At 71.8% G+C, this 22,807-nt stretch carries 23 protein-coding genes, 1 tRNA gene and 1 pseudogene; 12 read left to right on the plus strand and 13 right to left on the minus strand.

Annotated elements, in window-relative coordinates:
* The first annotated feature begins 39 nt into the window (after window positions 1-39).
* The 3 genes from QFZ71_RS29605 (at window position 40) to QFZ71_RS29615 (ending at window position 2,630) form a co-directional block, all read left to right on the plus strand.
* Window positions 40-1,221, plus strand: coding sequence for a DUF6397 family protein (locus QFZ71_RS29605; RefSeq protein WP_307671219.1), 1,182 nt, complete (start codon window positions 40-42; stop codon window positions 1,219-1,221).
* Between the two features lie 39 nt (window positions 1,222-1,260).
* Window positions 1,261-1,749, plus strand: coding sequence for a GNAT family N-acetyltransferase (locus QFZ71_RS29610; RefSeq protein WP_307671220.1), 489 nt, complete (start codon window positions 1,261-1,263; stop codon window positions 1,747-1,749).
* Window positions 1,750-2,006: 257 nt separating this feature from the next.
* On the plus strand, window positions 2,007-2,630 hold the full coding sequence (locus QFZ71_RS29615; protein ID WP_307671221.1) for an LAETG motif-containing sortase-dependent surface protein: 624 nt from the start codon (window positions 2,007-2,009) through the stop codon (window positions 2,628-2,630).
* 87 nt (window positions 2,631-2,717) lie between these two features.
* On the opposite strand, the gene QFZ71_RS29620 is transcribed toward QFZ71_RS29615, so the two are convergent.
* Complete coding sequence (locus QFZ71_RS29620) at window positions 2,718-4,850, minus strand: SpoIIE family protein phosphatase (protein WP_307671222.1); 2,133 nt, start codon at window positions 4,848-4,850, stop codon at window positions 2,718-2,720.
* Between the two features lie 273 nt (window positions 4,851-5,123).
* Here QFZ71_RS29620 and QFZ71_RS29625 point away from each other — a divergent pair, with 273 nt between their 5' ends.
* Window positions 5,124-6,242, plus strand: a complete 1,119-nt coding sequence (locus QFZ71_RS29625) for an enoyl-CoA hydratase/isomerase family protein (RefSeq protein ID WP_307671223.1) — start codon at window positions 5,124-5,126, stop codon at window positions 6,240-6,242.
* Window positions 6,243-6,320: 78 nt separating this feature from the next.
* On the opposite strand, the gene QFZ71_RS29630 is transcribed toward QFZ71_RS29625, so the two are convergent.
* Complete coding sequence (locus tag QFZ71_RS29630) at window positions 6,321-6,548, minus strand: hypothetical protein (RefSeq protein ID WP_307671224.1); 228 nt, start codon at window positions 6,546-6,548, stop codon at window positions 6,321-6,323.
* Window positions 6,549-6,613: 65 nt separating this feature from the next.
* Window positions 6,614-7,108 (minus strand): hypothetical protein, encoded by a 495-nt coding sequence (locus QFZ71_RS29635; protein WP_307671225.1) that lies wholly within the window; start codon window positions 7,106-7,108, stop codon window positions 6,614-6,616.
* Window positions 7,109-7,230: 122 nt separating this feature from the next.
* Here QFZ71_RS29635 and QFZ71_RS29640 point away from each other — a divergent pair, with 122 nt between their 5' ends.
* The gene (locus tag QFZ71_RS29640; protein ID WP_307671226.1) at window positions 7,231-8,094 is read left to right on the plus strand and encodes a pentapeptide repeat-containing protein; all 864 of its coding nucleotides are present in this window, start codon (window positions 7,231-7,233) and stop codon (window positions 8,092-8,094) included.
* Window positions 8,095-8,160: 66 nt separating this feature from the next.
* Here QFZ71_RS29640 and QFZ71_RS29645 read toward each other — a convergent pair whose 3' ends face one another.
* Together QFZ71_RS29645 and QFZ71_RS29650 are read right to left on the minus strand one after the other, a co-directional pair.
* Window positions 8,161-8,667: an SRPBCC family protein gene (locus QFZ71_RS29645; protein WP_307671227.1), complete on the minus strand. Its 507-nt coding sequence runs from the start codon at window positions 8,665-8,667 to the stop codon at window positions 8,161-8,163.
* 231 nt (window positions 8,668-8,898) lie between these two features.
* The gene (locus QFZ71_RS29650) at window positions 8,899-9,897 is read right to left on the minus strand and encodes an NADPH-dependent F420 reductase (protein ID WP_307671228.1); all 999 of its coding nucleotides are present in this window, start codon (window positions 9,895-9,897) and stop codon (window positions 8,899-8,901) included.
* On the opposite strand from QFZ71_RS29650, the gene ctaD reads away from it, so the two are divergent.
* Window positions 9,881-11,611, plus strand: a complete 1,731-nt coding sequence (gene ctaD, locus QFZ71_RS29655; protein WP_307671229.1) for a cytochrome c oxidase subunit I — start codon at window positions 9,881-9,883, stop codon at window positions 11,609-11,611. The two genes, QFZ71_RS29650 and ctaD, sit on opposite strands and share 17 nt — an antisense overlap.
* Before the next feature lie 40 nt (window positions 11,612-11,651).
* Entirely contained in the window at window positions 11,652-11,993 is a 342-nt protein-coding gene (locus QFZ71_RS29660; RefSeq protein ID WP_307671230.1) for a hypothetical protein, read from the plus strand.
* A gap of 151 nt (window positions 11,994-12,144) precedes the next feature.
* Here the strand turns inward: QFZ71_RS29660 and QFZ71_RS29665 are convergent, their stop codons facing one another.
* The 6 genes from QFZ71_RS29665 to QFZ71_RS29690 all read right to left on the minus strand — a co-directional run bounded on the left by QFZ71_RS29665 (window position 12,145) and on the right by QFZ71_RS29690 (window position 17,693).
* Window positions 12,145-12,552, minus strand: coding sequence for a VOC family protein (locus QFZ71_RS29665; RefSeq protein WP_307671231.1), 408 nt, complete (start codon window positions 12,550-12,552; stop codon window positions 12,145-12,147).
* A 39-nt stretch (window positions 12,553-12,591) separates the two neighbouring features.
* Window positions 12,592-14,205 carry a sigma-70 family RNA polymerase sigma factor gene (locus tag QFZ71_RS29670; protein WP_307671232.1) on the minus strand — a complete coding sequence of 538 codons (1,614 nt, stop codon included), beginning with the start codon at window positions 14,203-14,205 and terminating at the stop codon, window positions 12,592-12,594.
* Between the two features lie 323 nt (window positions 14,206-14,528).
* Window positions 14,529-14,723 carry an antitoxin gene (locus QFZ71_RS29675; RefSeq protein ID WP_307671233.1) on the minus strand — a complete coding sequence of 65 codons (195 nt, stop codon included), beginning with the start codon at window positions 14,721-14,723 and terminating at the stop codon, window positions 14,529-14,531.
* A 316-nt stretch (window positions 14,724-15,039) separates the two neighbouring features.
* Window positions 15,040-16,065, minus strand: a complete 1,026-nt coding sequence (locus tag QFZ71_RS29680) for an MASE1 domain-containing protein (RefSeq protein WP_307671234.1) — start codon at window positions 16,063-16,065, stop codon at window positions 15,040-15,042.
* Window positions 16,066-16,128: 63 nt separating this feature from the next.
* The gene (locus QFZ71_RS29685) at window positions 16,129-16,962 is read right to left on the minus strand and encodes a PP2C family protein-serine/threonine phosphatase (RefSeq protein ID WP_307671235.1); all 834 of its coding nucleotides are present in this window, start codon (window positions 16,960-16,962) and stop codon (window positions 16,129-16,131) included.
* Window positions 16,963-17,072: 110 nt separating this feature from the next.
* On the minus strand, window positions 17,073-17,693 hold the full coding sequence (locus QFZ71_RS29690) for a DinB family protein (protein WP_307671236.1): 621 nt from the start codon (window positions 17,691-17,693) through the stop codon (window positions 17,073-17,075).
* Between the two features lie 161 nt (window positions 17,694-17,854).
* Between QFZ71_RS29690 and QFZ71_RS29695 the strand changes: the two genes are divergently transcribed.
* Entirely contained in the window at window positions 17,855-18,124 is a 270-nt protein-coding gene (locus QFZ71_RS29695; RefSeq protein ID WP_307671237.1) for a hypothetical protein, read from the plus strand.
* A 17-nt stretch (window positions 18,125-18,141) separates the two neighbouring features.
* Here the strand turns inward: QFZ71_RS29695 and QFZ71_RS29700 are convergent.
* Window positions 18,142-18,217 (minus strand) — tRNA-Trp (locus tag QFZ71_RS29700).
* Between the two features lie 239 nt (window positions 18,218-18,456).
* On the opposite strand from QFZ71_RS29700, the gene mptB reads away from it, so the two are divergent.
* The 4 genes and pseudogenes from mptB (at window position 18,457) to QFZ71_RS29715 (ending at window position 22,557) form a co-directional block, all read left to right on the plus strand.
* Window positions 18,457-19,962: a polyprenol phosphomannose-dependent alpha 1,6 mannosyltransferase MptB gene (mptB, locus tag QFZ71_RS29705; protein WP_307671238.1), complete on the plus strand. Its 1,506-nt coding sequence runs from the start codon at window positions 18,457-18,459 to the stop codon at window positions 19,960-19,962.
* Between the two features lie 310 nt (window positions 19,963-20,272).
* Window positions 20,273-20,884: pseudogene (locus QFZ71_RS30555) on the plus strand (ATP-binding cassette domain-containing protein); the annotation flags it as partial.
* Between the two features lie 123 nt (window positions 20,885-21,007).
* On the plus strand, window positions 21,008-21,949 hold the full coding sequence (locus QFZ71_RS30560; RefSeq protein ID WP_373465218.1) for an ATP-binding cassette domain-containing protein: 942 nt from the start codon (window positions 21,008-21,010) through the stop codon (window positions 21,947-21,949).
* A 44-nt stretch (window positions 21,950-21,993) separates the two neighbouring features.
* Complete coding sequence (locus tag QFZ71_RS29715; RefSeq protein ID WP_373465219.1) at window positions 21,994-22,557, plus strand: AAA family ATPase; 564 nt, start codon at window positions 21,994-21,996, stop codon at window positions 22,555-22,557.
* A 19-nt stretch (window positions 22,558-22,576) separates the two neighbouring features.
* On the opposite strand, the gene QFZ71_RS29720 is transcribed toward QFZ71_RS29715, so the two are convergent.
* Window positions 22,577-22,801 (minus strand): hypothetical protein, encoded by a 225-nt coding sequence (locus tag QFZ71_RS29720; RefSeq protein WP_030117083.1) that lies wholly within the window; start codon window positions 22,799-22,801, stop codon window positions 22,577-22,579.
* Window positions 22,802-22,807: the final 6 nt, after the last annotated feature.

Genomic DNA, 22,807 nt, shown 5'->3' on the forward strand with positions numbered 1-22,807 from the left:
CATTACGGAGCGTAGTCGAGATGGCGGGGGAGAAGGCTCATGACGGTCAGCGAAGTGATGCGGGCGGGCATCGGGGACCAGGAGGCGCGAACCGGCCGTGGCGGGGTGGGGGCCGAGGGCCCCGCCGGTGCGGAGGATGCGGGTGGTCGGGCCCTGGCCGTCACCCGCACGGCTACGGTCGCGGCCGGGCGAGCCATCCGTGAACTCGGCCTCCGGCGGGCGGAGTTCGAGATCGCGGTGCACCTCGGACTGATCGCCGTCGTCACCGTGTCGGACGGTGGGCGGCCGCGCGTGCACGAGGAGGAGATCGCGCGTCTACGGGGACTTCCGGGCTTCCCCGGCAGCTTGGCGGAGAGGGTCCGTACCGTCGGCACGGCGGAAGGTGCGGCCCTGCTGGGTATTGCCCCGGCACGGTTCACCCGGCTGGCCCGTGCGGGCTGCGTGTCACCGGTGACGTTCTATCTGAATCGGTATCGCGCGGTGGTGTGGCTCTATCTGGCGGACGAACTCGTCGCGTTCGCGGCGCGGGAGCCCGAGCTGCTCGGCGGGAGGGCCCCTGTGGGGATGCGCACCATGCTGGAGTCCGGCGCCGACTGGCGGGCGCGCAACTGGCGTTCGCAGCGGATCGATCGGCTGACGAAACGCCTGCGGGACCCCTGGGTGCGGGCGGCGGTCCAGGCTTCCGCGCTGGACCCGGTGCAGTTGGCGGAGGTGGTGGACGATCCCTACGAACGCGCCCACCTCGCACGGGTCCGTCCCGAGCCGGTCTTCGGGCGTCCGGTCTCGGTGCCGGCGAGGGTCGCCATGGCGGAGCTGATGCTGGCCGACGACCCCGACGAAATCCTCTGGCGGCGGGTCAACCTGACGCTCGAGCTGGACCGGGCACGCGAGGAACGGCCGGCCCCGACGCCGGGGGGCGGTGCAGGGTTCCGTACGGCCCCGGCTGCCGGTGCCGGGGCAGGTCCCGGCACCGGGAGGTGCGGCGGGGCTGGGGAGGAGGCACCGGCAAGGACCGGGACGGAGGCAGGGGCGAACGGCGCGGTGGTGACAGTTGCCGGGACCCGGGCCAGGGGCGTGTTCGGGCAAGCGGGCCCGGTCTCCGTCGCCGACTCGTCTCCGGCGCTCGTCCGTGCGGAAGCGTCCCTCTCCGCTGCACCCGGCGCCCCGAGAGGGAAGGGCCTCCTCGTCAGGCTGGGGTGGCGTGGCCGGGGCGCCGGATAACTTTTCGCGCTGATCGACCGCCTGGGCCATCCTGTCCGCATGTTGATCAGGGAAGCCACAGCGAAGGACTGGCCCGCCATCTGGCCCTTCTTCCATGCGATCGTCTCCGCGGGCGAGACGCTCACCTATCCGCTCGATCTCGGACGGGAGGAGGCCGAGGGGTGGTGGTTCGTCCCCGCCCCGAGCCGCGTGGTCGTCGCTGTCGACGAAGCGGGGACGGTGCTCGGCACGGCGAAGATGAACCGCAACCACATGGGCAACGGATCCCACATCGCCAGCGCCACCTATCTGGTCGACCCCGCCCACTCCGGCCGGGGGGTGGGGCGTGCACTCTGCGCGTACTCCATCGACTGGGCTCGCGCCGAAGGTTATCGGGCCATGCAGTTCAACGCGGTGATCGAGACCAACACCTATGCGGTCAAGCTGTACCGGTCGCTCGGATTCGACGTGATCGGAACCCTCCCGGAGGGCTTCCGCCACCCGACCCAGGGCTATGTGGGGCTGCACATCATGCACAAGGCCCTATGACGGCGAGTCCGACGGCCGCCTTCCGCGGTGACTTCCGCGCGGGGGCGGCGGAAGACGCCCGCATGCTCCCCACTCCTTTCGGCCACGGCAGGAGAGCGGCACACCGGGGGAGCCGCCCGCATTGCGGAAGTAGCGGTGCTATGACCTGAGTTGGAGTGCCGGGACGTGTGTGGGCCGGGTGCGTCGCAGCGGGACGATGGCAGTACTGTGCGCCCCACCGCCATCGGGGCGATGAGACGTATCTGGAGGAAGAATCCATGACCATACCCAGGAGATCGTGGCGGGGTGCGGGAGCGTTCGTGGCCGCTGCGGTCGTCGGCCTGACCGGAGGCGTCCTCTCCGCCGGTCCGGCCGCGGCTCACACCCCCACCTGGGCCGTGACCTGTTCCGAGGTGACTGTCGACCTCACCGACTACACGGACGGCGTCCCCAACACCGTGACCGTCACGGTCGACGGGAAGGACCTGCTTCCCACCGAGACGTTCGGCCGTGAGTTCCACAAGAAGCTGACGCTGCCCGAACATGACAAGCCGGTGACCGTCCGACTGGTCGTCACGGACGCCGGCGGCGGCGCGCACTCCGTCGACAAGACGGAGACGGCACCGGTCTGCGAGGAGCCCACCCCCGCGCCGCCCCAGCCGACCCCGAGCGAGCCGACCCCGTCGGAGTCCGCCGGGACGCCCGAGCCGAGCGCCACGCCCAGTGAGCAGCCTTCGGAGTCCGCGCCCGCCGTGCCCGCGCCGAGCCCGAGCTCGCCTGACCTGGCGGAGACCGGCTCGTCCTCGTCGACGCCGGTCATCGGTGGCGCCGCCGTCGCGGTGCTGCTGGCGGGTGGCGGCATCCTGTGGGCCGTCCGCAAGCGCCGCAGCCCCCAGAACTGACGCGTCGGTTCAGCTGAGCCGAGGGTGGGGGCCGGCGCGCCGCGCCGGCCCCCACCCCCTTAGCGCCTCACCGTCCGTGGAGGCTCGTCACCGCTCCGCAGCCGGGGGCGGCGGTGAGGTGGCCGGCGGAGGAGGGGGGCCGATCTCGCACCAGACGGCCTTTCCCTCGCCGCGAGGTTCGATCCCCCAACGGGTGGCGACCGCGTCCAGCAGGAGCAGTCCCCGGCCGGACGTGGACGTCTCGCCCGGCGTACGCCGTCGCGGCCAGGCGCTGGACCGGTCCTGGACCGACAGCCGGATCCGGCGCACCGGTTCGGGCAGCACTTCCAGCGTGAGAACGGCTCCGCCCTCGGTGTGCAGGAGCACGTTGACCAGCAACTCGCCCGTGACCAACTCCGCGTCGTCGGCGAACTCGGCCATGTCCCAGTCGGCGAGGGCCTGGCGCACGATCGCGCGGGCCTCCGAGAGCCCTTCCGGGTCCGCCTGGTGGATGTACTGGTGGATCCGGGGCGCATGCGACGTCCCCACGTCCGGGCTCCGGCGCAGGACCAGCAGTGCTACGTCGTCACCGGAGCCCCACCGCTCCCACAGCCGTTCCGACAGGTGGTCGGCCAGCGCCTCGGCTCCGGCGGGCCCGGCGCTCACCTCGTGGCGCAACGCGTCGATCCCGGTGTCGAGATCGGCACCGGGCTCCTCCACCAGCCCGTCCGTGTACAGGACGAAGGTCTCGCCGGGCACCAGATCGAGCCGCGTCTCCGGATACTCCTCGTCCAGGAGGTCCGTGGAGGTGCCGAGTGGCAGCCCGCCCCGCACCTGCGGGCTTCCGACCCGTCCGTCCACGTGCCGGATCAGCGGTCCGAAGTGCCCGGCCCGCACCACCCGCACCGCCCCGGACGCCAGGTCGACCTGGGCGTACGTACAGGTGGCGAAGCGCTCGGTGTCCAGTTCGGAGAGAAAGCGGGAGGCGCGGGCGAGCACGCTGGCCGGCGGGTGCCCCTCGGAGGCGTACGCGCGCAGGGCGATACGCAACTGGCCCATGATCGCGGCCGCGTGGGTGTCGTGCCCCTGGACGTCCCCCACGACCAGCCCGTACCGGTTCTTGGGCAGGGTGATCACGTCGTACCAGTCGCCGCCGACCTGCCGTCCGCTCCACGCGGCGTGGTACCGGACCGCGATCTCGCCTCCCTCGACCTCCTGTATCCGGGACGGGAGCATCGCGGACTGGAGCTGGGTGGCGAACTCCCGCTCCTCGTCGAAGAGCATCGCCCGTTGCAGGGACTGCGCCACGATGGCGGCGAGGCCCAGGCACAGAATACGTTCGTCCGCGTTGAAGACCGTGCGCTCGCGGTAGAAGAGGGCCAGGCCGCCGAGCGACCGCGCCTGGGCCACCAGCGGGAGGTAGGCCGCCGCCCGGAATCCGAGCTTCCCCAGGTGCGGCTCCAGCTCCGGGTAGCGGCGGGCCAGTGCGGACAGCGAGGTGATGAACCGCGGGCGGCCGCTGCGGATGGTGTCCGTGAGCGGAAGGTCACGGTCGAGGCCGCCCGAGCCGAGACCGTCGAGCACCTCCAGCGACTCTCCGCTCAGTGCGACGATGTTGAGCGTGGAGTTCTCCACGAGCCCCAGGGCGAGACCGTCCGCGCCGAGCCGGGCCAAACCGCCGGGTCCGGTGAGGGCGGCCGTCACGTCGTCCACGGTCACCGCGCGGGACATCGCGCTCGTTGTACGTTCAACGATGTTGGTCTGGCGTTGCCGGCGTTTTTCCAGGTTGAGGACGAAGGCCGAATGGGTGGCCTCCGCCGTCGCGTCCCGGACGATGCCCACGATCCGGTGGGCCTTTCCGTCCTTCGACCGCAGAATGCGGGCCTGCACATGGGTCCACTGCGTGGTCCCGTCGTCGAGCGGCACGGGGAAGTGGACGCTGTAGGAATTGCTGCCACCGGTGATGGCCTCGTCGACCGTGACGTCGAGCCTGGCCCGCTCCGCCGGTTCCAGGTGCTCCAACAGGGTGCCCGGCCGGGAGTCGAACGTCGCCGGATCCACGCCGAACACCATGAGCCCGGCCTCGTCGACGTCCAGGGTTCCGGTGTCCAGATCCCAGTCGAAACTGCCGGTCCGGTTCATGGCGAGGCGCTCCGTCGGCCGGATCTCACCGTTGTTGTTCCGGTCGATCGGGCGGAGCGGAGAGGTATCGGCGTCCTGCGGCCGTTCGTCGTCGGTCATTCCTGCTCCGGAGGTCGTCCGGTCGGGCCGTGCGTCGGTGCACCCCGTCGGCCTCAATTGTCGAGCCGCGGCCATCGGAGTGCCACAGGGCTCACCCCGCGGATACGCAATCCGCTCACCCCGCCCCGCGATCCGTACGCCCGTGCCCCGCCCGCCCCGCGCTTTCGGCCGGATCCGGGGGGTGCGGAAGGGTGGACGGGGACCGTCCGCGATCATGGCAGGTGTCCCGCATGCCCCTGAGCATGTCCACGAGCCAGTGAGCGGAGCGCACGCATGAACGACGACCGGCCCGTCCTGCTGGAAACGCGCGGCGCCTGCCTGCACCTCACCCTGAACCGCCCCCGCGCCCTCAACGCCCTCAGCCACACCATGGTGCGGCTCATCGACGAGGCCCTGGACCGCGCGGAGCAGGACGAGGAGATCACGTCCGTCCTGCTGTCCGGGGCGGGCGACCGGGGTCTGTGCGCCGGCGGCGACATCCGGGCCCTGCACGACGACGCACGGGCCTCGGGGCGCGCGTCGCTGGAGTTCTGGCGGGACGAGTACCGGCTCAACGCCCGCATCGCACGCTTCCCCAAGCCGTACGTCGCCCTGATGGACGGCATCGTGATGGGCGGCGGCGTCGGGGTGTCGGCCCATGCCGGGAACCGTGTCGTCACCGAGCGTTCACGCGTCGCCATGCCCGAGACGGCCATCGGCTTCGTGCCCGATGTCGGAGGCACCCGCCTGCTGGCCGCCGCTCCGGGCGAACTGGGCACCCACCTGGCGCTCACCGGCCGCTCGATCGGGGCGGCCGACGCCGTCCTCTGCGGTCTGGCCGATCACCACGTCCCGGCCCGTCTCCTGCCCGCCCTGACCGAGGCGCTCGCCGAGCCTGCCGGGCCCGGCGAGTCCGTCGAGGGCATCGTCGAACGGTTCGCCACGGAACCGCCCGCCGGGGACCTCCCCCTGCAGCGCGACTGGATCGACGACTGTTATGCGGCGGACACCGTCGAGGAGATCCTCCACCGGCTGCGTACGAGCGGAGTCCCGGCGGCGCGGACGGCGGCCGACGAACTCCTGACCAAGTCACCGCTCGCGCTCAAGGTCACCCTCGCCGCGGTCCGCCGGGCAGCCCGGCTCGACAGCCTGGAAGCCGTACTCGACCAGGAGTTCCGTGTCTCCAGCCGCGCGTACGAGCAGCCCGACTTCGTGGAGGGGGTGCGTGCCCGGATCATCGACAAGGACAACGATCCGCAGTGGAAGCCCGGCTCGCTCGCCGAGGTCGACGACGAGCACGTCGCCCGGTTCTTCGCCCCGCTCGGTCCCGGCGAGCAGGAACTCGGTCTCGCGTCGCAGCTCCCGCCCACCCCCGCGCCGGGCCCTTCCCCGCGAGAGGCGCAGGCCGGCTGAGGACGAACCGGCATGGTTCCGTGCCGCCCCCCTCATGCCGCCCTGCCCGGACCGCCCGGCGCTCACCCGGCGGCGCGGCTATCCGCCACTGCCGGAAAGGCTCGGTTGCAGCGCCCGGACGAGCGCGAAGAGCCGGTCCTCGTTGCCCGTCAGCCCCGCGCTGCGCAGAGCATGGTCGGCCTCCCGCATGGGAGAGGTGAGGAGCGGCAGGTAGACCGGTGCGTCGCCGGGATCCGCGAGCGCTGCCCGCGTGGCCTCCAACAGGCGGACGTACGCCTGCGCCGCCGCGAGTTCGTCCTGGTCCATCTCAGCATCTCCTCCTCAGGGCTGTCGGACCGTCAAGCATCCCCCATGGGTCTGACAACGCGGCCTCACGCCCGGCCGTGCCCGCCGGACCACCCGCCCGGCGGCTCCACCTCCAGGTAGCGCCGCCTGCGGGCCCCTCGGTAGAGCAGCACCGTCCAGCCCAGTTCACGCAAGGCCGCGGCGCAGTCGGCCAGCGCTTCCTCCTCGCCGTGCACGGCGCCACTGCCCGGCGGTCCCGTCCACTCGACCCGCACCGACCCCGCCGATTCCCCTTCGCCCACCCGGTAGCCGGCCGACACCCGGCGCCCCGAGGGATCGACGGCCGACGGGACCACCCCCGCGTGCTCCAACGCCAACGCGACCGCCCTGACCGGACGGTTCCGCTCCCACGGCGCGGGCGCGGCCACGGGGTCGGGCCGCGCCGCTCCGGTGAGGCGACGAATCTGCAGCAGACCCTCGAACGCGGTCCGTACCGAAGCGGCCCGCACCGCCGCAGGCTCGGCAGACGGCGGCCCGTCGCCGGTCGCGGGCTCGAACCCACCGCTCTCCTCGGCACCCATACGTCCCCCTCGTCATCCGTACGCGCCCAGTGTGCACCGCCGCTCCTCGGTAGACTCGTGCGGTCTCCACCCGACCGCATCCCACCTTTTCGCAGCAGCACCCACGCGAGGACCCGCCACCCGTGCCCGACGCCGTACCGACCGCCGTAGCCGACGACCGACGCGAGGCTCTGCGCGCGGACTGCGCGAACTGCTTCGCCCTCTGCTGCGTAGCCCTCACGCTGACGGCCTCGTCGGACTTCGCCATCGACAAGGAGGCCGGACGCCCCTGCCCCAACCTGGAGGACGACTTCCGTTGCGGCATCCATACACGGTTGCGCCCCCGGGGCTTCCCCGGCTGCACCGTGTACGACTGCTTCGGCGCCGGACAGAAGGTCTCCCGGGAGACGTACGAGGGCCGCGACTGGCGTTCGTCCCCCGACCTCGCCGCGCAGATGTTCCAGGTGTTCCCCGTCATGCGGCAACTCCACGAGCTGCTCTGGTACCTCACCGAAGCCCTCGCACGCCCCGAGGCGCGGCCTCTGCACGCCGAACTCCGCCGAGCCCTGGAAGTGACCGAACGGCACACCGCGCGCCCCGCCGTCGACTTCGCCGAGCTGGACATCGCCGGCCACCGGGACAAGGTCGCAGCACTGCTCCAGCGCACCAGCGAACTCGTCCGGTCCACCGCGCCCCGCCGCAAGAAGCGCAACCACCGCGGCGCCGACCTCATCGGTGCCCGGCTGCGCGGGGCGGACCTGCGAGGAGCCGATCTCCGCGGGGCCTATCTGATCGCCGCCGATCTCACCGGCGCCGATCTCCGGCTGGCCGACCTCATCGGCGCGGACTTCCGCGACGCCGACCTCTCGGGCGCCGACCTGGCCGGAAGCCTCTTCCTCACCCAGGCACAGGTCAACGCCGCGAAGGGCGACGCGAGGACCGCACTTCCCCCGTCCCTCGGCCGGCCTCCGCACTGGACCGCCACAGGGGCACCCGACGGATCGTGACCGGGCCCGCGGCGCCGGCCTGTCCGGACCTGATCCGCCCGGTCCCCGCCGGGCGGCGGTCCGCCGTCAGCTCCTGTCCGACTCCAGTGCCGCCTTGAGCCGCTTCAGCGTCGTACGGATGTTGCCGCCCTGGAACTGTGCGAAGGTCTTTCCGCCCGTCGCGGCACGGTCGAAGGCATGGGCGAGGAAGTCCGGCCAACGGCGACGGTCATCGGTCCAGATCTCGGTGACCCGGGTTCCGCCGGCCACCGCCTCGAAGCGGTACTCCCACGTGGCGATCGGCCCCAAAAACAGATGGCGCCGCAGACCTATCGCGTGGACCTGGAAGGCGAAGCGTGCGCCCGGATCGGCCGCCGTCACCGTGCACCGCGTCGTCCAGCGGGCGGGACCCCGCTTGTTCCGGCCGTCGAAGACCATGCCGACGTAGGCGCCGCGCCATGCGCCGCGCACGGTCGCGCCCTGGTTCTCCGGGCTCCAACGGCCCATCGCCGTGGGATCGCTGAGCTGCTCGTAGACCTGCGCCGGGGTGGCGTCGATGACGATGCTGTCCGCTACGGACATGGTGCGGGGCATGAGACGGCTCCTCGTCCACGGCCGTCCAAGGACCACCTCCGGGCACCGCACGGACCGTGGGACGGCGACCCGGACCCATACCTTACTCGGGAGTAGGTCCGGATGTTCCCGCGCCGTGAACACCCGTGGCGGGCAGGGCCCGAGAACGGTCGGCGATCCGGCCGGGCGGACACCCCCGTCCCCCACCCGGCCGGAGCCTTCGCCCGGTCGTTCCTCCCGTGACCCCCGCTGTCAGGCGCGCCACTCCGCCGTGCGCTCGGGCGACGCCTCGGCGAGCTCCTTCACGATGGCGTCGACGTCACCCCGGCTGCCGTACACCGGCGTACCGGGCTGCTGGCGCCACGAATCGTCCAGGCCGCCGCTGTCGACCGTGTCGAAACCCAGCGCGTCGATGAGGTCGCGCACGGTCTGCTTGGCGCTCGGGTCGTCGCCGGCCACCGGGAGTGCCTGTCGGCCCACGGCGCCCTGCGGGCGGCCCCGGTCCAGGATGTCCTGGGCGTACGTGCCGTTGAACGCCTTGATCACGGGGTGGCCGATCTGCCGCTCCGTCCACCGGCTCTCGGGCAGCCCGCCCTCGATCTCGTCGATGCGCCCGTCGCGCTGGGGGTAGTAGTTACCGGTGTCGATGACCGCGACGCCCTTCGCCGCGCCGTCGAGGAACCCGTCGGGCAGGTCGGGTACGGCCTTGAGCGGCACGGTGACCACGACCACCTGGGCGCCCTTCGCGGCGTCGGACGCCGCCACGGGCGTCGCCCCCGTCTCCTCGGCGAGTGCGGTGAGTGTGTGGGGACCACGGGAGTTGGCGACCGCGACCTCGTGCCCGAGTGCGGTCAGACGCCGTGTCAGGTTGCCGCCGATGTTGCCCGCGCCGATGATGCCGATCTTCATGGATCCGACCTTCCGAAGCTCGTCGAGTGGGGAGGGGGAGTGGAACAGGGAGATGAGGTTCTGTCGCTTCACCAACTCGGCGGCATCTGGTGCTATTCCGATCTCCGCGAAGGAATATCCGCACGGATCGCGGACGTTGACATCCGATTTCGGGCGCCGCGCCGACGGGCCTGGCCGCGAGCGCCGATCCGTCCGCCCGTAGGCCATTTGAGTGTCCTTGTCGGCCGCGTCCGCCGAACGGGGAACGATGTCCCACCGCACGTAACGCCGCGGGGCCATTCTGGTCGCCGAGTCCACACGGACCGTCGACCGAAGGAGCGTCGTAGTGACGACGAGGGGCATCGCGCAATCGGTGGAGACCGATACCGCCGAAGAGGACGAACTGCCGGTACGGAGCGGGGAACCCGGCAACGTGATCGTCAAGTGGATGACCACGACGGATCACAAGACGATCGGCACGCTCTACCTCGTCACCTCCTTCGCGTTCTTCTGTGTGGGAGGACTCCTGGCCCTGGTGATGCGCGCCGAACTGGCCCGGCCCGGAATCCAGCTGCTGTCCAACGAGCAGTTCAACCAGGCGTTCACGATGCACGGCACGATCATGCTGCTGATGTTCGCGACGCCGCTGTTCGCCGGGTTCGCGAACTGGATCATGCCGCTGCAGATCGGCGCGCCCGACGTGGCGTTCCCGCGGCTGAACATGTTCGCCTACTGGCTGTACCTCTTCGGCTCGATCATCGCGGTGGCCGGCTTCCTCACCCCGCAGGGTGCGGCCGACTTCGGCTGGTTCGCCTACTCCCCGCTCACCGACGCGGTCCGCTCCCCGGGCATCGGCGGCGACATGTGGATCATGGGACTGGCCTTCTCCGGCTTCGGCACGATCCTCGGCTCGGTCAACTTCATCACCACGATCATCTGCATGCGCGCGCCCGGCATGACGATGTTCCGCATGCCGATCTTCACCTGGAACGTCCTGCTGACCGGTGTCCTGGTCCTGCTGGCCTTCCCGGTCCTCGCCGCGGCCCTGCTGGCGCTGGAGGCCGACCGCAAGTTCGGCGCGCACATCTTCGACGCGGCCAACGGCGGCGCACTGCTCTGGCAGCACCTGTTCTGGTTCTTCGGCCACCCCGAGGTCTACATCATCGCCCTGCCGTTCTTCGGCATCGTCACCGAGATCTTCCCGGTGTTCAGCCGCAAACCGGTCTTCGGCTATATCGGCCTGGTCGCGGCCACCATCGCCATCGCGGGCCTCTCCGCGACGGTATGGGCGCACCACATGTTCGTCACGGGCGGTGTGCTGTTGCCGTTCTTCTCCTTCATGACCTTTCTCATCGCGGTGCCGACCGGTGTGAAGTTCTTCAACTGGATCGGCACGATGTGGAAGGGCTCGATCTCGGTGGAGACCCCGATGCTCTGGGCCGTCGGATTCCTCGTCACCTTCCTGTTCGGCGGTCTGACCGGGGTCATCCTCGCCTCGCCGCCCCTGGACTTCCATGTCTCCGATTCGTACTTCGTCGTGGCCCACTTCCATTACGTGGTGTTCGGAACGGTGGTGTTCGCGATGTTCGCCGGATTCCACTTCTGGTGGCCGAAATTCACCGGCAAGATGCTGGACGAGCGGCTCGGGAAGGTGACGTTCTGGACGCTGTTCGTGGGCTTCCACGGCACGTTTCTCGTTCAGCACTGGCTCGGTGCCGAGGGCATGCCGCGCCGTTACGCGGACTACCTCGACGCGGACGGCTTCACCGCCCTGAACACGATCTCCAGCATTTCCTCGTTCCTGCTCGGCCTGTCACTGCTGCCGTTCTTCTACAACGTCTGGAAGACCGCCAAGTACGGCAAGAAGATCGAGGTCGACGACCCGTGGGGCTACGGGCGTTCGCTGGAGTGGGCGACGTCCTGCCCGCCGCCGCGGCACAACTTCGTGACCCTGCCGCGGATCCGTTCCGAGTCCCCGGCGTTCGATCTGCACCACCCGACGGTCCGTGCCCTGGCCGACGCCACCAACCGTCCCGACAACTCCGCGGTCGTCGCCCCGGGGGACCAGCAGTCGTGAGACCGGCTCCGTACCGGCGACGTGACGGAGAGGAGGCCGCATGAAACCCGACAAGGAGTGCGCCCGGGGCCTGACCCAGCTGGAGGGTTTCCTGCTGTGGAGCGCCGAGGTCGAACGGGCCCGACGGCAGGCACGCCGGTTCACCGACCAACTGCCCTGGCTGACCACCGCACAGCGCGAGGACGTCGAGCGGGTGTTCATCGCCGAGCGCGTCACCACCGCCCGTGAATCCCTCACCCGCGTCCGGGACCGCGCGGAAGAACTGCGCGCGGAGTACACCGGGCGCTACGCCCGGCTCCGGGCACGCTGTGTCGCCGTCTCCGCCGGTGCGGTGGGTGCGGCGACGTGCCTCGGCACGGCACTGACGCTGGTCCTGCGCTGATCCGCGTTCGGCCCGCTGGGCTGACGCGGACCCGGGAAAGCCCAGCGGCCCCAGCCGGTCCCGGCGGGGTCGGTCGGGCGGCGGGCCCCGGTGCGACCGATCGGCACGGCCGCACCGGGGTGCTCGGGGCCCTGGAGCGGAGCTGGAGCGGTCAGTGCCTCACCAGGCAGAAGGGGTGCCCGGCGGGATCGGCGTACACCCGCCAGCCACGGTTCTCGTCCCCGGCGTCGAGCAGGGAGGCCCCGGCCGCCAGGACCTCGTCGTGCGCCCGTTCCAGCTCGGTGACGCCGAAGTCCAGGTGGAACTGTTGTGGTGGGTCCTGACCGGGCCAGTTCGGTGGCCGGTGGTCCGCCACCCGCTGGAACGCGAGGACAAGCCCGCCCGGCGTGTGCAGGGTGGACCAGTCCCCGTCGCACGCCCACCGCCGGTCGGGGCGGTCGATCTCCCCGCCGAGCAGCACGGAGTAGAAGCCCGCGAGTTCCCTCGGGGCGCGGTAGAAGCCCGCGAGTTCCCTCGGGGCGCGACAGTCCAGGACCACGCACTCCAGTTCAGCGATCATGACCGCATCGTAGGCGTGCGCCGCCGGGCGCGCGCGGACTCAGCGTGCGCCGAACACCTGCGTCCACACGGGACCGCCCCCCGACTCCTGCTTCCCCACACCGATCTCCTCGAACGAGCAGTTGAGGATGTTGGCGCGGTGCCCCGGACTGTCTATCCACGCCCGCATCACATCGGCCGGGGTGCGCTGGCCCTTGGCGATGTTCTCGCCATAGGTGGACCACCGGTAACCGGCGGCCGTGATCCGGTCGCCGGGTTCCCTGCCGTCCTGCGAGGTGTGCGAGAAGTAGTCCCGCGCCGCCATGTCGGCGGAGTGCCGCTGCGCTGCTGAGTTGAGCAGACCGTTGACCGACACCGGACCGCACCCCTCCTTGGAGCGTTCCGCGTTGACCAACTGGGTGACCTGCTCGGCCGTTCCCGCCGGGGCGGGCGGCGCCGGCTTGGGCGGGGCCGGCTTCGGGGCCGGGGCGGCGGAACTGGGCACGGGCGGCGGAGTGCTCTTCTTCGGCTTGGCCTCGGGCGTACGTGAAGGGCTCGGTGACGCCGACGTGGCGGGCTTCGCCGATGCCGAAGCGGAGGGCGAGGAGGAGGGGGCCGTCGACGGGGATGCCGGCGTCGGGGCCTCGGAAAGAGGAGCCGGGGCGTCCGCCGTGACGGTCGTGCCGTCCCTCCCGTCACCGTCGGTGTAGAGGTGCACCGCCGCCCCGCCCGTGCCCAGCGCCGCGACCGCCACCACGGCGGCCACGGCCGAATTGCGGCGCCGCCGCCGGGCCTGCACCCGCCTGCGCTCGGCCCGTCCCGCCGCAGCCCCGGAACCGTCCCCGCCCGGCGCCGGCGCCTGGAGGTGCGCCGCGGTGGCCAGCAGGTCGGGAGCGGCCCCCGCCCCCGCCACGGCGGCCACCGGGACGAGCGCCAGCCCCACGAGCAGCCCCTCCGCGGGCACGAGGCCCGAGCGGAGCCCCGAGCACACCGTGCACTCGCGGGCGTGGCGGGCCAAGCGCTTGCGCCACAGGGCGGAGGGGACGCCGTCCCAGCCGGCGGCGATGTCCTCCAGCAGGACGCACGGAGGTTCGGCGGTCAGCGCACTCACCACGACCCGAGCGGCCTCCAGCCGCGCCTTCATGCGCTGCACCCGGACGGCTGTGTGCTGCGGGGTGAGCTCGAGCGCGGAGGCGACCTCGGTCCGGGACAGATGTCCAGCGGTCTCCAGCCACCACAGCGACAACAGGGCGCGGTCGTCCTCGTCCAGCCAGCGTGTCGCCTCCGCCACCTGTCGCCGCTGGCCGGTCAGGCCGAGTTCCAGAATCGTCGCCTCGACGAAGTCCGCGCGGGGGTCGGGCAGGTCGTACGCGGCGTCCAGCCGGTCCGCGGGTATCGCCTCCGACTGCTTCTCGCGCCAGTGCGTGCGTATCTCGTTCATGGCTATCGCCACCAACCAGGAGCGAAAGCTCTCCGGAGCACGCAGTTCGGGCAGGCCCCGGAGCATGCGCAGCACCGTCTCCTGCACTACGTCGTCCACGTCCGCGTGACCGTCCAGCGCGCGTCCGACGACGTTGTAGAGCAGAGGCAGGTACGCCGAGACGAGCTGGTCCTTGGCCTGCTGGTCGCCGCTCCGAGCCGCCGCGATCAAGGCCGTCGGGTGATCGTTGCCCATGCTGTGCTCACTCTTCCGGGGTCCGGTGCTGTCACTTCCCACACCCTGGGAGACGGCGTGCGAGCGGGACGATAACAAGAATCCGCCGGGCAGCCGCGGAATCGCTTGTCTCGGGCTCTCGGGAGCTCTGCGTCACCGGCCCTGCGAAGGTCCCCCCCCCCCCGACCCCCGGACGGCCAGGCGTCGGCGCTGCGGCCGGGCGTCGGGGTGTCGGCACTCTCCGCGTACGGGTCCGTGCCACGGCTCACAGCACCGTGGCACGGACCCGTGCGGGGAACCGGTGGGATCCGGACGGTGGCTGTCCGGTCACCGGAGGGGGCGGTTCAGCCGCGCGGCGGGCCGTCCTGGTCGCGCTCCGTCCCGAACCGCTGCTTGAGCTTGTCCTGGGCGGTGTCGACGTGCTTCGCGTACTTGCCCTGCGTACGGTCGTCGACCATGTCGCCGGCCTTGTCGATCCCTTTGCCGGCCTGGTCCTCGTGGCCCTTGAGCATCTTCTTGATCTTGTCCAGTGCGGACATGCGTCCTCCTCGTCGATGCTGCTTCCCCCCCCCCACCAAGGGTCACCGCACGGAACGCCGTCCGCATCCGCGCCGGGTGTCCGCGTGATCCCCGGCCGGGCGGACCGGGCCGGGGCCCATGTGTGAACGCGCGCCGACTGGGCACATACCGGATTACCAGGAGGAGGTGGTGGCATTGGGCCGCATCCGAGTCGTCGTCCGTCGTCCCCCGCCCCCTTCGGGGCCGCCGCCGCTCGACCTGCGTACCCCGTCCGGCCGCCCTCTTCCGTACTGACCGCCGACGCCACCGGCCCCGACCCGGTGGCGTCCGTGCGTGCTACCGCTGATCCTGGCGGGGGCCCTCGCCGCGCGGACCGTGCCCACGCGGCCGGTCCTCGTACCGGGCCGAGGCCGGGCCCGACAGGGGAGCGAGCTGCTCCACCAGGGCCTCCAGCTCCTCGACGGCGTACTCCGTCTCGCGGCGCATGGTCTGATGCTCCGCCACGATGGCGCCGAGGAGGAGCGCGGTCAGGGCGACGCACCCGTTGAGCAGCGACAGATTGACCATGATCTCCATCAGGCTGTGTCCCGCGAACGGTCCCAGAGCATCCGTCCCGGCGATGGTGGCGAGCACCGAGACCACCAGGGCGCACGGAGCGCTGCCGGGCAACTGGAAACGCAGAGCCGCCCAGATGATCACCGGGAACACCAGGTAGATCATCGACAGCGAACTGCGCGTGGCCATCAGCGACGACGCGACCACGACTACCGCGAGGACCGACGCCTCCAGCCACCTGTCGCCCGGACGGGGCCACCGTGCCTTTCGCAGGACCAGCAGCACGGGGGCCACCACGAGGACCCCCATCGCGTCCCCGGCCCACCAGGACGACCAGACCAGCCAGAAGCGGCCCGGCGGCACCTTCCCGTCGAACAGCAGCGTGAGACTCCCGAGGGTGGCGCTGAGCAGCATCCCCGCGAACGCGCCCAGGAACACCAGATAGACCCCGTCCCGCAACCGCGCCAGCTCGATACGGAAGCCCACCCTCCGCAGCAGGGCGTACGAGGCCAGCGGTGCCACCGTGTTGCCGAACACGATGGCCAGACGGCTCATGGTGAACGCGTCGCCGATCTCGGAGACCGTGAGCAGGGTCCCCAGCGCGATACCGGGCCAGACGCGGACGCCCAGACCCAGCAGCGCGGCCAGGGCGATCCCGGTCGACGGCCACAGCGGAGTGACCACCGCACCGTCCAGGACGACCTGGCGCATCAGCCCGATCCGCCCGGCCAGGAAATAGGCGCCGGTCACGCCCAGCACCTGCGCCACGTACACGGCCCGACGTCTGGCTTCCTTGCTGCGGATCACCCACTCATCAGACACCGGCCACGGTGGGGAGGGCCGGTGACACGCGCGGCGACGTCCCCCGCGTCACCGGGCTCCGGTGAGGGCGGCCGCGTGCCGCAGGGCCAGGACGGCCGCGTCGTCCTCGTGGCCCGTCACCTCCGCCGCGCCCAGCACCAGGTCGGCCAGCTGGGCAGCGCTCGCACCGACGTGCGAGGCCACCAACTGCCGCACGCGTTCGAGTCCGTCCTCGATCGCCAGGGACGGGCCCTCGACCACCCCGTCCGTGAGCAGCACGATCGCCCCGTCGAAGTCGAGCGTGCGCCGGGTGACGGGATAGTCCTCGCCGGGTTCGATGCCCAGTGGCAGGCCGCCGGGGTCCTCGGTGACGCCGGACCGGCCGTCCGCGGCGGCCCACACGGAGGCGACATGGCCCGCCCGCGCACTGTGCAGCTCCCGCGTCACCGGGTCCAGCCGCAGGAAGGTGCAGGTCGCGAAGAGTCCCGAATCCACGGAGAGGAGCAGGTCGTTCGTCCGGCCCAGGATCTCGCCCGGATCGGACGCCGTGCCCGCGATGGCCCGCATGGCGATGCGCACCTGTCCCATGAAGGCGGCGGCCTCGACGTCGTGGCCCTGTACGTCGCCGATGGCGAAGCCGAGGGCCCCGTCGGCGAGGGGGAAACCGTCGTACCAGTCGCCGCCGATGTCCAGCCCGTGCCGGGCCGGAGCGTAGCCGGCCGCCGACCGGAGGCCGGGGAGGACGGGCAGGACCGCCGGGAGCATGTCGCGCTGGAGTGCCTGGGCCAGCTCCACCCTGGCCTGGTGCAACTCCACTTCGCGCCGGGCGCGGGCGGTGAGGTCCTGCAACGTGTGGAGCAGATCGTCGGCACTGGCCGAGCGGGAGGTCCGACGCCGGTTCATGTGCCGCTCCGCGGTGCGATATGTCCCTGAATCATATAGCCGGTGTCTCACAGCGGCGACTGCGACGGCGGCGGAACCCGCGTCCGTCGCCGCGGTCCCCCCACAGCCGTTCAGGAGGGCCGGGCGCGGTACAGATCCCGCAGCAGGGCGATCTCGGCACCGTGGTGCAGCACCTCTTGATTGACCCACCAGACGACGTCGACGAACGGGTCCCCGGCGTCGCTGCCGTTCGGATACGTGCTGTACCCGACGGTGTCCAGAGCTGTCTCGTCGGCCGTGTGCAGCGCTTCCCGCCAGGCGGCCGAAGCGGACGCGAAGGCGGCCACGGCGCCGACGGCGTCCCCAGGGGTGCGATAGCCCTCGCGGGTGAGCGACCGGCTGCCGCAGGTGTGGTCGGCCCGGAGGGTGAGCATCTCCGAGAGGTGGCTCAGCCGCCACGCGAGCGTGGTGAACGGCGGGGGGAACGGATGCGGCGAGTCCGCCGAGTCCCGCCCCCACGCCCCGGACCCCGCCAGCACGGTCGCCCGCGCGCCGGGGCCGTCGTCGCGGCGGCGGACGGACCAGCAGTCGGGCACGGGTTCCCAGAGGTACTCGTCGTCGCCGAGCGGGACGACGCCGATGCCGACACCGTTGCCGCTGTCCATGACAGGTCCGGCAAGACGGGAGAGGAGTCGTTCGCAGGCGAAGTCGTACTGTTCCAGCAGCGGGATCAGGCGGGGAGGCAAGGACATCGGGGGAGCGTGCCACAGCCGGTTGGCGGACGCACCTCCTTTCGCGGCGGCTCCGGGCCGCATCGAGGGCCGGGACGCGCTCGATGGCCGACTTCGCGCAAGGGCGGCCGGATGGACCCGCGTACCGAGCCGTTGTCAGTGCCCGGTGGGATGCTGCCCGCATGGACGAGCTGATGAGGCAGCGACGGGTGTACGGCACCGACCACGACGATCCCTGCCCCGGACCCCGGCCGGGGCACGACTACCGCGAACTGGTCGGCGGCCCGCTCGACGGGCTGCTGCTGGACGTCACGGGGTGGGACGACGCCGACCTGCGCGACGGGGTCGGGCTGGTCACCGAGATCGGCGCCTACGGCCCCGGCGGACGTGCCGAGTACGGGCCGCGGTCGCCGGACAGCCATCAGTGGGACTGGCGCGGCGACGTGCGGTGACGGAGGCCGGGTGGTGATGGCAGGGGCGGCAGGGATCGAACCTGCGACACACGGTTGTGGAGACCGTCGCTCCGGCCGCTGAGCCACGCCCCTGGGCGGCGGGCCGAAGCCTGGCGCGCTCCGGCCCGGACACCAACGGATTCACCCGGCCCCGACCCCGGCTCGACCCCGACCCGGCCCCGACCTCGGCACGGTACCGGCGCCGGACCTCGTCACGCCGGACGGCTCGGCGGCCGGGCCCGAACCAGCCCCGTGACCATGCGGTCTCCGGGGGCCCGTGGGCCGGGGAGCGGCTGCGAGGGGGCCCCGGCCGTCCGATAGGTTGACCGGTCATGTGGGCTTTGAGCGCGGTCGGGCACCGTCGGCTGGGTGCGGCAGGATCGCTGGCGGTCGTCGGCGGCGGCTGGTTCGCCGGAAAGCTGCCGGTGCACGACCCCTGGGGCCTGTGGGTCGACCACGGGTCCGCGGTGAAGGCGGCCGGCGCCGTCCTCGCCTACGTAGGGCTGACCGTGCTCGTCGTGGCCTGGTGGCAGTACGGGAAGACCGCCGTCACCGTCCGGGAAACGCTGGTCACCCTCGCCTGGTGGACCGCCCCGTTCCTCCTCGCGCCTCCGCTCTACAGCGCCGACGTGTACAGCTACATCGCCCAGGGCTCGATGGTCGTCGAAGGCCACGACGTCTACACCCTCGGCCCCTCCGCCCTGGACCCCGGCGGAATCGGCGGCGACGCCGCCGCGAGCGTCGGCAACCACTGGCGTGACACGCCGGCCCCCTACGGCCCGCTCTTCCTGCTGCTCTCCGCCACCGTCGCATGGACCACCGGCGGCACGATCGTCCCCGCCGTCCTGGCCATGCGGCTCGTCGCCCTCGTCGCCCTCGCCCTGATCGTCTGGTCCCTGCGCCGCCTGGCGCGCGAACACGGTCGCAGCGAGAGCCGCGCCCTCTGGCTCGGCGCCCTCAATCCGCTGCTGCTGATGCACGTGGTCGGCGGCGTCCACAACGACGGGCTGATGATCGGCCTGATGCTCGCCGGTCTCGTGCTCGCCCTGCGCGGCAGGTGGATCACCGGCAGCGCCCTGGTCGGCCTCGCCGTGATGGTGAAGTCCCCGGCGGCCGTGGCGCTCCTGTTCATCGGGGTCCTCGTGCACGCCGCCGCGACCGGCCCCCGGTGGCGCCGCTGGGCCAAGGGCCTCCTCGCACCCGGCCTGGTCGCCTGCGCGGTCGCCGGAGGGGCGACGCTGATCAGCGGCACGGGATTCGGCTGGCTCCGCACCCAGGGTGTCGCCGCGAACATCCACACCGCGCTCTCCGTCACCAGCGACCTCGGCCTCGGGCTCGGAAAGTCGGCCCAGCTGCTCCTGGACGTCGACGCGAACCCGGTCAAGTCCGCCGTCCAGACGCTGGGCCTGGCGGTCGCGGTCGCCCTGATCCTCCTGCTGGCCCGGCGCGCGATGCGGGGCGGCATCACGGCGGTCCACGCACTGGGCCTCTCGCTGCTGCTCCTGGTCGCCCTCTCGCCCATGGTCCAGCCCTGGTACCTGCTGTGGGGAATGGCGGTGGTCGCCGCGACCGAGCAGTACGGCCGCCTCTCCGCCCTCCTGGTCGTCCTCTCGGCGGCCCTCGTCTACGAGACCCACCCCATGGGCGCGACCCCGCCCTACGGGTTCGTCCTCGCCGGCCTCGCCGTGCTCCTCGGTACGCTCACGATCCGGCGCGCCCCCGTCGTTCCGCCCGGCGTCCTCCTGCCCGGCCGGCGCGGCCCCGCCGACTCCGTGGCCGACCGGGACGTCTCCTCCGCTGCCGCCGGGCAGGAACCGGCCGCGCGGAGTGCTCCGTAGCCAATTCCCTCGACGCTCGCCACGACCATCGGCTAGGCTCGTCGAGTCCTGTTGTCTCCGATAGAGGTGGACGTTGCGCATCTGAGGTCCGCGATCATCGCGCGGTACGGCCCTGGCCCGTACACGGTCACGACACCGTCGGCATGTCTGCCGTCCGTGACTTCCGCGTGGATGCGACCTCGGTGCTGAGCCGTCCCCCGCCTTCGCAGGACTGTTCTTCCCACCACATCCGGCCCTCCCGAGCCGGGTCGCCGCGTGCTGTTCGCATACGAAGCCCCTTGTTCCTCCGCTTCCGACTGCGAGAACTCCCATGAGCCATCCCACCGCGCCCGGCGCCTCCCTCACCGCCTCCGACGTCACCTTCCAGTGGCCCGACGGCACCAGCCTCTTCGACGGGCTCTCCCTCACCGTCCCCCGCGGCCGTACCGGCCTGGCCGGTGCCAACGGAGCCGGGAAGTCCACCCTGCTCCGCCTGTTCGCCGGACTCCTGCGCCCCTCGACGGGGTCCGTCACCGCCGGCGGCAGCCTCGCTCATCTGCCGCAGAACATCACCTTGGACACCTCCCTGCGCGTGGACGCGGCCCTCGGCATTTCCGAGCGCCGGGCCGCCCTGCGCGCCATCGAGTCCGGGGACGTACGCGAGGAGCACTTCGAGACGGTCGGCGACGACTGGGACGTCGAGGAGCGCGCCCTGGCCACCCTCGGCACCCTCGGTCTCGGCACCGTCGAACTGGACCGCACCGTCGGCCAGCTGTCCGGCGGGGAGACCGTCCTGCTCCGCTTGGCCGCGCTGCTCCTGGAACGCCCCGACGTACTCCTTCTCGACGAGCCGACCAACAACCTCGACCTGTTCGCCCGCCGCCGCCTCTACGACGCCGTCGACTCCTGGCGCACCGGCATCCTCATCGTCGTCAGCCACGACCGGGAACTCCTGGAACGGGTCGACCGCATCGCCGAACTGCGAGCGGGCTCGGTGAACTGGTACGGGGGCGGCTGGTCCGCGTACCAGGAAGCCCTCGCCACCCAGCAGGAAGCGGCCGGACGGATGCTGCGCTCCGCCGACGCCGACGTACGCCGTCAGCAGCGCGAACTGGAGGAGGCCCGGATCAAGGTGGCGCGCCGCCAGCGCCACGACAAGAAGCTGGACGGCCGCCGCACAGCACCGCGCATCGTCGCCGGGGAGCGCAAACGCTCCGCCCAGGAGTCCGGGGACCGGCTGCGCGGACTGCACGAGGACCGCCTCGACGAGGCACGCGAGCGCCGCGAGGAGGCCGCCGAGGCCATCCGCCGGGATGCCGAGATCAAGGTGAGCCTGCCCCACACCGCCGTCCCCGCGGGCCGGACCGTCCTGACCGTACGGGACCTGAGCCTGCCCTACGGGCGGCTGAGCGGGGGCAGCCTTCAGGTGCGGGGCCCCGAACGCATCGCCCTGGTCGGCCGCAACGGGGCCGGCAAGACCACGCTGCTGCGCACACTCACCGGGGAGCTGGCACCGACCACCGGGGAGGCCACGGCGGCGGTCCCGCTGAAATTCCTGCCGCAGCGGCTGGACGTCCTCGACGACACGCTGAGCGTCGCCGACAACGTCGCCCGTACCGCTCCGGGCACCACCGACAACCAGATCCGCTCCCAGCTCGCCCGGTTCCTCTTCAAGGGAGCCCGCGCGGAGCAGCCGGCCGGCACCCTGTCGGGCGGCGAACGCTTCCGGGCCGCGCTCGCGGCGACCATGCTCGCCGCCCCTGCCCCGCAACTGCTCCTGCTGGACGAGCCGACGAACAACCTCGACATGGCCAGCGTGCGGCAGTTGACGAGCGCCCTGGAGTCGTACGAGGGCGCACTCGTCGTCGCCAGCCACGACCTGCCGTTCCTGGAGTCCGTGGGCATCACTCGGTGGATCCTGCTGGACGACGACCTGCGCGAGACCGACGCCGAAGAGATCCGCGAGCTGTTCGGAAGCCCGGAGTCCGCCCCGACGGGAACGGCATGACACCGACCGCACGATCGGAGAAGAAGATGAAGGAGGAGATCCGGATGGGCGCCGACCTCGGTCCCTGCGTCGTACTGATCACCGGAGTGATGGCCGCGGGCAAGTCCACGGTCGCCCAGCTCCTGGCGGAGAGTCTGCCGCGGGCGGTCCATGTGCGCGGCGATGTCTTCCGCCGCATGATCGTCTCCGGACGCGCGGAGATGACACCCGACGAGGCGGAGGAGGCGCGGAGCCAGCTCGATCTGCGCCAGCGGCTCTCGGCCCGGGTGGCCGACGCGTACGCGGACGACGGCTGGACGGCCGTCGTCCAGGACATCGTCCTCGGCGACGACCTGCCCCGGTATCTCGACCGGGTCCGCACCCGCCCCCTGCACGTCGTCGTGCTCGCCCCCTCGCCCGAGGCCGTGCGCACACGGGAGGCCGGGCGGGGCAAGACGGGGTACGGGGAGTGGACGGTCGAGGCGTTCGACGCGTATCTGCGGAGCGGGACGCCTCGGATCGGCCTGTGGCTGGACACGTCCGGGCAGACGCCCGAGGAGACGGTTTCGGCCATCCTCGACGGCCTTCGTGGCGGAGCAGGGGAACCGGGGCTGCCGCGGGAGGAGTGACCGGGGGCGGGGCGACGGGTCAGGCCGCTTCGTAGTGGTGGGCCCGCCCGCCCCGCCATTCCACCCAGACCGGGTTGTCGAGCAGTCGGTCCGCTTCTTCGAGGCCGGCCTCGCTCAGGAACACGATCACATCGTGGTCGCTGTGGGCCAGCCCGAGTATCTCGTCCCGGCCTTCGTAGTGCACGGTCACCCGGCGGCCGCCCGAGGGGGTCGGCCGGTGGATGACGATCGGGGGAGTTGCCATGGCTCC

The sequence above is a fragment of the Streptomyces sp. V2I9 genome, assembly GCF_030817475.1.
GTDB lineage: Bacteria > Actinomycetota > Actinomycetes > Streptomycetales > Streptomycetaceae > Streptomyces.